This window comes from Pelomonas sp. KK5 (assembly GCF_001984095.1).
Classification (GTDB): domain Bacteria; phylum Pseudomonadota; class Gammaproteobacteria; order Burkholderiales; family Burkholderiaceae_C; genus KK5.
In genome coordinates this window covers 1-5899 of the sequence record NZ_LYVQ01000308.1, presented here as the reverse complement: position 1 = coordinate 5899, position 5899 = coordinate 1, and the positions used below count along the sequence as shown (strand labels likewise).

Here is a 5899-nt window from a genome sequence, read left to right as displayed (position 1 = left end):
CTCGACGGGTTCGCGGACCGCCGGCCGGAGCGCCCGGTTGGCGGCGCCCAGCGGCCGGTGCGCCGCCAGGCCGTGCCAGGGCGAGAAGGCCAGCTGCGACTCCAGTTCGTCCGGCGCCTGGTTCCAGGCGAACTGCGGCGGCACGACGATGCGCGCGACCGTGGCGAAGGGGCTGCGATCCTCCGGCCAGGCCACGCGGGCATCCTCGATCGGCATGGCCGCGAGATCGGTGCAGAGCTGCGCCCGCAGGTCCCACTCGGCGCCATGGGTGGCGAAGTACTCGGCCACGGCCCGGCGCGGGTCGTCCACCGGCTGGTCCTTCAGCACCAGCAGCGCCGGCGAGATCGGCGCCACCTGCCACTTGGCCATGTAGTCGCCGTAGAGGAAGGGCACGGCGCTGTAGAAGGTCTCGCCGAGGATGTGGGCCGGCGCATGCACAGCCGCGCTGCCAAGCGCCGGACGATCGCCGAGCAGGAAGTCCTGCGTCGCCACGCCCTCGCCTTCGGGCAGCTGCACGCCCTCGACGCCGATCACCTTGAGCGCCAGCGACGCAGGTGCAGACAGGCGCATCAGCACCCGGTAGCTCAGCCGGGGAAGCGCGAACAGGCCCTGCGCCAGCGGGCCATCCAGGTCCAGCACCGTCATGCGGCCACGCAGCAAGGCCAGGCTCCTGCCGGTGGCGCCGGGCAAGCCGCCGGTGCGCGGCGCCAGGTCGGCCCGCTCGAAGCCGGGCTCGTAGCGGATGGGGTCTATCGGTTGGTAGTTCATCGGCGGCGTCCCATCAGGCTTCAGGATCGACCATGCGGTCGTGTTCGGGGTCGTCGGGAATCAGCGGAGGAACGAGGCCGTGGTCCGGCTCGATCGGCATCTGGCCGGGCACCTCGTCGTCCACGTCGTCGATGTCATCGACGTCGATGCGCTGGGGCTTGTGCGGGGAAGGCATGACGGTCTCCGGGGGCTGGTACTGCTTCGGTCCATGGTCCCAGATCGAGCCGGCCCGTCCATTCGGACAGCGTGCGGATTCCCTGTCAGCCACGTCCGACAGGCCCGCGATAATCGCGGCCGTCGCGAAGAAGACGCCGAACGAACGAACCCCTGAAAGACAAGACAACATGGCTGCGCTGAACATCGTCATCATGGCCGCGGGCAAGGGCACCCGCATGAAGTCGGCCCTGCCCAAGGTGCTGCACAGGCTGGCCGGCCGCTCGCTGCTGGCCCATGTGCTGGCCAGCACCGAAGGCCTGCAGGCCGGTGCACGGCGCATCGTCGTCACCGGCCACGGCGCGGAGCAGGTGGAAGCCGCCGTCGGCGCGCCCGGCATCGCCTTCGTGCGCCAGATGCCGCAGCTCGGCACCGGCCACGCGGTGCAGCAGGCCGTGCCTGCGCTCGAAGACGGCGGCGTCACGCTGATCCTCAACGGCGACGTACCGCTGATCCAGACTGTTACGGCGCAGCGCCTGGTCGAGGCCTGCGGCGGCGGCAAGCTGGCCCTGCTGACCATCGAGCTGGCCGACCCGAGCGGCTACGGCCGCATCGTTCGCCAGGGCGAAGCGGTGCAGGCCATCGTCGAGCACAAGGACGCCACGCCCGAGCAGCGCCGCATCACCGAGGGCTACACCGGCATGATGGCCGCGCCCACCGCGGCGCTGAAACGCTGGCTCGCGCAGCTGAAGAACGACAACGCGCAGAAGGAGTACTACCTGACCGACATCGTCGCGATGGCGGTGGCCGAGGGCGTGCAGGTGCTGGGCATCGCCGCGCCGGACGAGACCGAGGTGCTGGGCGTCAACAGCCCCGTGCAGCTGGCCGACCTGGAGCGCCGCTACCAGCGCCAGCAGGCCGTCGCGCTGATGGATGGCTTCGGCGTGCGCCTGGCCGACCCGGCCCGCTTCGACCTGCGCGGCACGCTCGACTGCGGCAGCGACGTGGAGATCGACGTCAACTGCGTGTTCGAGGGCAAGGTGCGCCTCGGCGAGGGCGTGAAGATCGGCGCCAACTGCGTGATCCGCAACGCCGACATCGCCGCCGGCGCGGTCATCAAGGAGTTCACCCACATCGACGGCGAGTCCCAGGGCGCGAGCGTCGGCGAAGGCTCGCTGATCGGCCCCTACGCCCGCCTGCGCCCCGGCGCGCAACTGGGCCGCGAGGTCCACATCGGCAACTTCGTGGAGGTCAAGAACTCCACGCTGGCCGACGGCGCCAAGGCCAACCACCTGGCCTACCTGGGCGACGCCAGCGTGGGCGAGCGCGTCAACTACGGCGCCGGCTCGATCACCGCCAACTACGACGGCGCCAACAAGCACCGCACCGAGATCGGCGCCGACGTCCACGTCGGCTCCAACTGCGTGCTGATCGCGCCGGTGACGATCGGCGCCGGCGCCACCATCGGCGGCGGATCCACGATCACCAAGCCGGTCGAGGCCGGCTCGCTGGCGGTGGCGCGTGGCAGGCAGGTGGCGATCAGCGGGTGGGTGCGTCCGGTGAAGGCAAAGAAGTAGGCATCAAGCCGAACATCGCCGCGCCGTTCTCCCAGGCGATCCGGCGCGCCGCGGCCGGCGGCAGTTCGCCGAGCCAGGCGCGGTACTCGGCCATCAGCGCCTCGTAGCCGTCCCAGCGGGCGTTGATCCAGGTGTCCGAGCCGATCAGGAAACGCTCCGGCTGTTCGCTCAGCAGCGCCCGCCACGCGGGGCTCAGGCGCCCGTCCGCGGCCAGCAGGCCCGGGCGGTAGGACAGCTCGCCGCGCAGCTTCGGATAGCGCGCCAGCAGCTGCCGCACCCGCTCGATCGGCGTGCCGCCGATGCCGGTGTGGGCCCAGATGATCGTGGCGGCCGGCGCGTGGGCCATCAGCCGGTCGATCGCGTCGTCGTCCACATGGGCCAGCACCACCAGGCCGCGCTCGGCGGCCAGTTGCATCAGGCGGCGCGCAACCGGGCCGTCGGCATTGGCGCTGTCGTAGAGGTGGAACTCGCCGATGCCGCGGAAGGGGCCGGCCGGCGTGCCGCGGGCCAGTTCGTCCAGCACCATCGCATGGATCGATTCGTCGGCGAACCAGCCGTTGTAGTCCGCCCGGTTGCGGTACAGGCGCACGAAGGGCACGACGCTCACGCCGGCGGCGCGGGTCGCGTCCAGGGCCGAGGCGAGGTCGCGGGTGCCGGTGTTGGGCCGGCTGTTGGCGACGATGGCGCGCACGCCCGCGCGCTGCATCCGCGCCAGCACCTCGGGCAGCGGATAGGGCGTCCGCGCCTCCTCGTTGTAGTGAAGATGCGCGTCGAACAAGGGGCCTTCATAGGGCGCCGCATGCGCCAGCGCGGCCGCCATCGCCAACAGGAAAACGAGCCCGCGCACCCGCTGCTGCCTTATGAGGCAAGCCAGGGAAGCCCCTGGCGGATCAAGCACTTGCGCGCGCCGTCTGCAGCTTGCCCACGAACTTGTCCACAGCTGGCGTGGACATCTCGCATGACGCTGGGATAAGCCGTTACTTCAGTGCAGCGCCTGCTGGGTCTGCTCGAAGCCGGCGATCAGCCGGCTCACCCGCGAGACGGACAGCCCCAGCGTGTCCGCCAGCGTCGTCATCGAGACGCCGCCCTCGGTATGGGCGCGGTACAGCGCCTGCTCGCGCGAGCCGCTGTCGCGCAGCCATTCGCCGAACGGCCGCTGGCGCGGCGCGCGGCGGGTGGCGACCCGGTCAGCCATCGCGTGCATCTTCTCGGCGAAGGCAGCGTCGCCCAGGAAGATCTGCTGGCGCAGGTGCTTCCACAGGTCGATGCGCGGCTCGCCGGCCATCAGCTTGGCGTACTTGTCGCCGGCGCGGCGGTGATCGGCCGGCGTGGCAGCCGGCTTGCCGAGCACGTAGCCGTGCAGGCCGTCCACGTCCAGCCAGTCGGGCGGCGGCACCTGGCCGGCGTGGGCCCGGTAGCTGGACCAGGCATAACTCTCCGGATTGGCGGTAAGCCCGAGCCGCACCGGGCTCTGCTCGACATGGCGGCAGACGTCCAGCAGCAGCGCGTCGCGGTCCACCAGCACCGCCTTGAAGCGGCCGTGGAACAGCGCCCCGCTGCCGCCATGCCGTCGGTTGTGGTACTGGGTGTAGACGCCATTGACGTGGCGCATCAGCCGCGACAGGTTGGCCTGCCGGGTATAGAGCACCACGTCGTAATGGTCCGGCAGCAGACAGTAGGCGAGGACCTGGCCGTCGAAGCGGTGGACCGCCTGCGCCAGCAGATCCAGCAGCATCTGCCGGTCGTCATCATCGGCAAAGGCCGACGAACCGTCGCTGCGCCGCGAACTGACGTGATACACGGCGCCGGGGAATTCGATGCGGGTTGGGCGTGCCATAACGTCAAAGTTAGACGCATACCGCACAAAACGCAATGCCGGCCAGGCAAAGCTTGACCCCGCCGGGGCGGGAAACGCTCAGCTCTTGCCGGAATGCAGGCCCTGCAGCACCTTCAGCACGGCGTCGTCGCCCATGCTGCGGGCGTCGGCCAGCTCGCCGCCGCCGGTGGCGTTGAGCACGTCGCCATCGGCCTTCAGCACGGCTGCCGCCGGGATGCCCTTCTTCAGCGGCACGCCCATCTGGGCGGCCAGGTCGGTGTTGCGGTTGAAGCGGCCCACGTCCACCTTCAGCAGCACGAAGCGCTTGTCCACCAGGGTGGCCAGCGAGCCGGCCTTCAGCTTGCCGTCCAGCGCGCGGCAGTCGGCGCACCAGTTGGCGCCGAACAGCACCAGCACGTTCTTGTGCTGGGCGCGGGCGGCGGCCAGCGCCTGGTTCAGCTCGGCGCGGGCGTCGGCCTGTTCGTTGTAGATCGGCTTGGGCTCGGGCGCCGCGGTCTGGGCCTGCGCGGCGACGTTCAGCGCCAGCGATGCGCTGATCATCAAGGTTATGGAAAGAGCTTTCATCGCGCGGGAGCAAGTGTTGCGTAAACGCCAGTTTGCCATGGGGTACAAAGCCCCCTTGTCCAACGCCTATTGAAGAACCGCACCCGATGGCCTCCAGCCTGCTCGCCCTGATCGACGACATCGCCACCCTGCTGGACGACGTCGCCCTGCTGTCCAAGGTCGCCGCCCAGAAGACCAGCGGCGTCCTCGGCGACGACCTGGCGCTGAACGCCGAGCAGGTGGCCGGCGTGGCGGCCGAGCGGGAGCTGCCGGTGGTGTGGGCCGTGGCCAAGGGCTCGGCGCGCAACAAGGCCATCCTGGTGCCGGCCGCGCTGGCGATCAGCGCCTGGATTCCCTGGGCGGTGACGCCGCTGCTGATGGTGGGCGGCGCCTACCTGTGCCTGGAAGGCTTCGAGAAGATCGCGCACCGCTTCCTGCCGCATGGCGACGACGGGGAAGCACAGCATGAGAACGGCCTGCCGGCCGCGCTGGTCGCCGACCCGGTGGCCTACGAGCGCGACAAGATCGCCGGCGCGATCCGCACCGACTTCGTCCTCTCGGCCGAGATCATCACGATCACGCTGGGCACGGTGGCCGCGGCGAGCTTCACCACGCAGTTGCTGGTGCTGGCCGGCATCGCAGTGCTGATGACGGCGGGCGTCTACGGCCTGGTGGCCGGCATCGTCAAGCTGGATGACATCGGCTTCTGGCTGAGCCGCCGGCCCGGCGCGCTGGCCAAGCGGGTCGGCGGCGTGCTGGTGGCCGCCGCGCCCTGGCTGATGAAGACGCTGGCGATCGCCGGCACGGTGGCCATGTTCCTGGTCGGCGGCGGCATCCTGGTCCACGGCCTGCCCTTCATGCATGCGCCGGACGGCGTTGCCGGCCTGGTGCTGACGGCGCTGCTGGGCGTGGTGGCCGGCGGGCTCAGCTGGGCCATCGTCACCGCCGCGCAAAGCCTCTTGCGCCGCCTGCGCAAGCCGGCATAGTCCGGGGGCATGAGCCCTGCCCCCGCCCGCCTGCT

Annotated in this window: 6 protein-coding genes and 1 pseudogene; 2 read left to right on the top strand and 5 right to left on the bottom strand. The window is 70.6% G+C overall.

Translation table 11 applies throughout. The features are described from left to right. Both B0W88_RS28930 and B0W88_RS33215 read right to left on the bottom strand, forming a co-directional pair. A pseudogene (locus B0W88_RS28930) lies at positions 1-768 on the bottom strand (hypothetical protein); the annotation flags it as partial. A 13-nt stretch (positions 769-781) separates the two neighbouring features. Next, positions 782-1138 carry a hypothetical protein gene (locus B0W88_RS33215; RefSeq protein WP_144007043.1) on the bottom strand — a complete coding sequence of 119 codons (357 nt, stop codon included), beginning with the start codon at positions 1136-1138 and terminating at the stop codon, positions 782-784. Here B0W88_RS33215 and glmU point away from each other — a divergent pair. Continuing rightward, entirely contained in the window at positions 1113-2498 is a 1386-nt protein-coding gene (gene glmU / locus B0W88_RS28925) for a bifunctional UDP-N-acetylglucosamine diphosphorylase/glucosamine-1-phosphate N-acetyltransferase GlmU (RefSeq protein WP_077038006.1), read from the top strand. The two genes, B0W88_RS33215 and glmU, sit on opposite strands and share 26 nt — an antisense overlap. Here the strand turns inward: glmU and B0W88_RS28920 are convergent. The 3 genes from B0W88_RS28920 to B0W88_RS28910 form a co-directional block, all read right to left on the bottom strand. After that, positions 2461-3318 (bottom strand): amidohydrolase family protein, encoded by an 858-nt coding sequence (locus B0W88_RS28920; protein WP_077038005.1) that lies wholly within the window; start codon positions 3316-3318, stop codon positions 2461-2463. The genes glmU and B0W88_RS28920 overlap by 38 nt on opposite strands. 162 nt (positions 3319-3480) lie before the next feature. Continuing rightward, positions 3481-4335 (bottom strand): transposase, encoded by an 855-nt coding sequence (locus B0W88_RS28915; protein ID WP_077038004.1) that lies wholly within the window; start codon positions 4333-4335, stop codon positions 3481-3483. Between the two features lie 78 nt (positions 4336-4413). After that, positions 4414-4875, bottom strand: coding sequence for a thioredoxin family protein (locus B0W88_RS28910; protein WP_083749146.1), 462 nt, complete (start codon positions 4873-4875; stop codon positions 4414-4416). A 110-nt stretch (positions 4876-4985) separates the two neighbouring features. Between B0W88_RS28910 and B0W88_RS28905 the strand changes: the two genes are divergently transcribed. Beyond that, positions 4986-5864, top strand: coding sequence for a DUF808 domain-containing protein (locus B0W88_RS28905; RefSeq protein ID WP_077038002.1), 879 nt, complete (start codon positions 4986-4988; stop codon positions 5862-5864). The last annotated feature ends 35 nt before the right edge of the window (positions 5865-5899 follow it).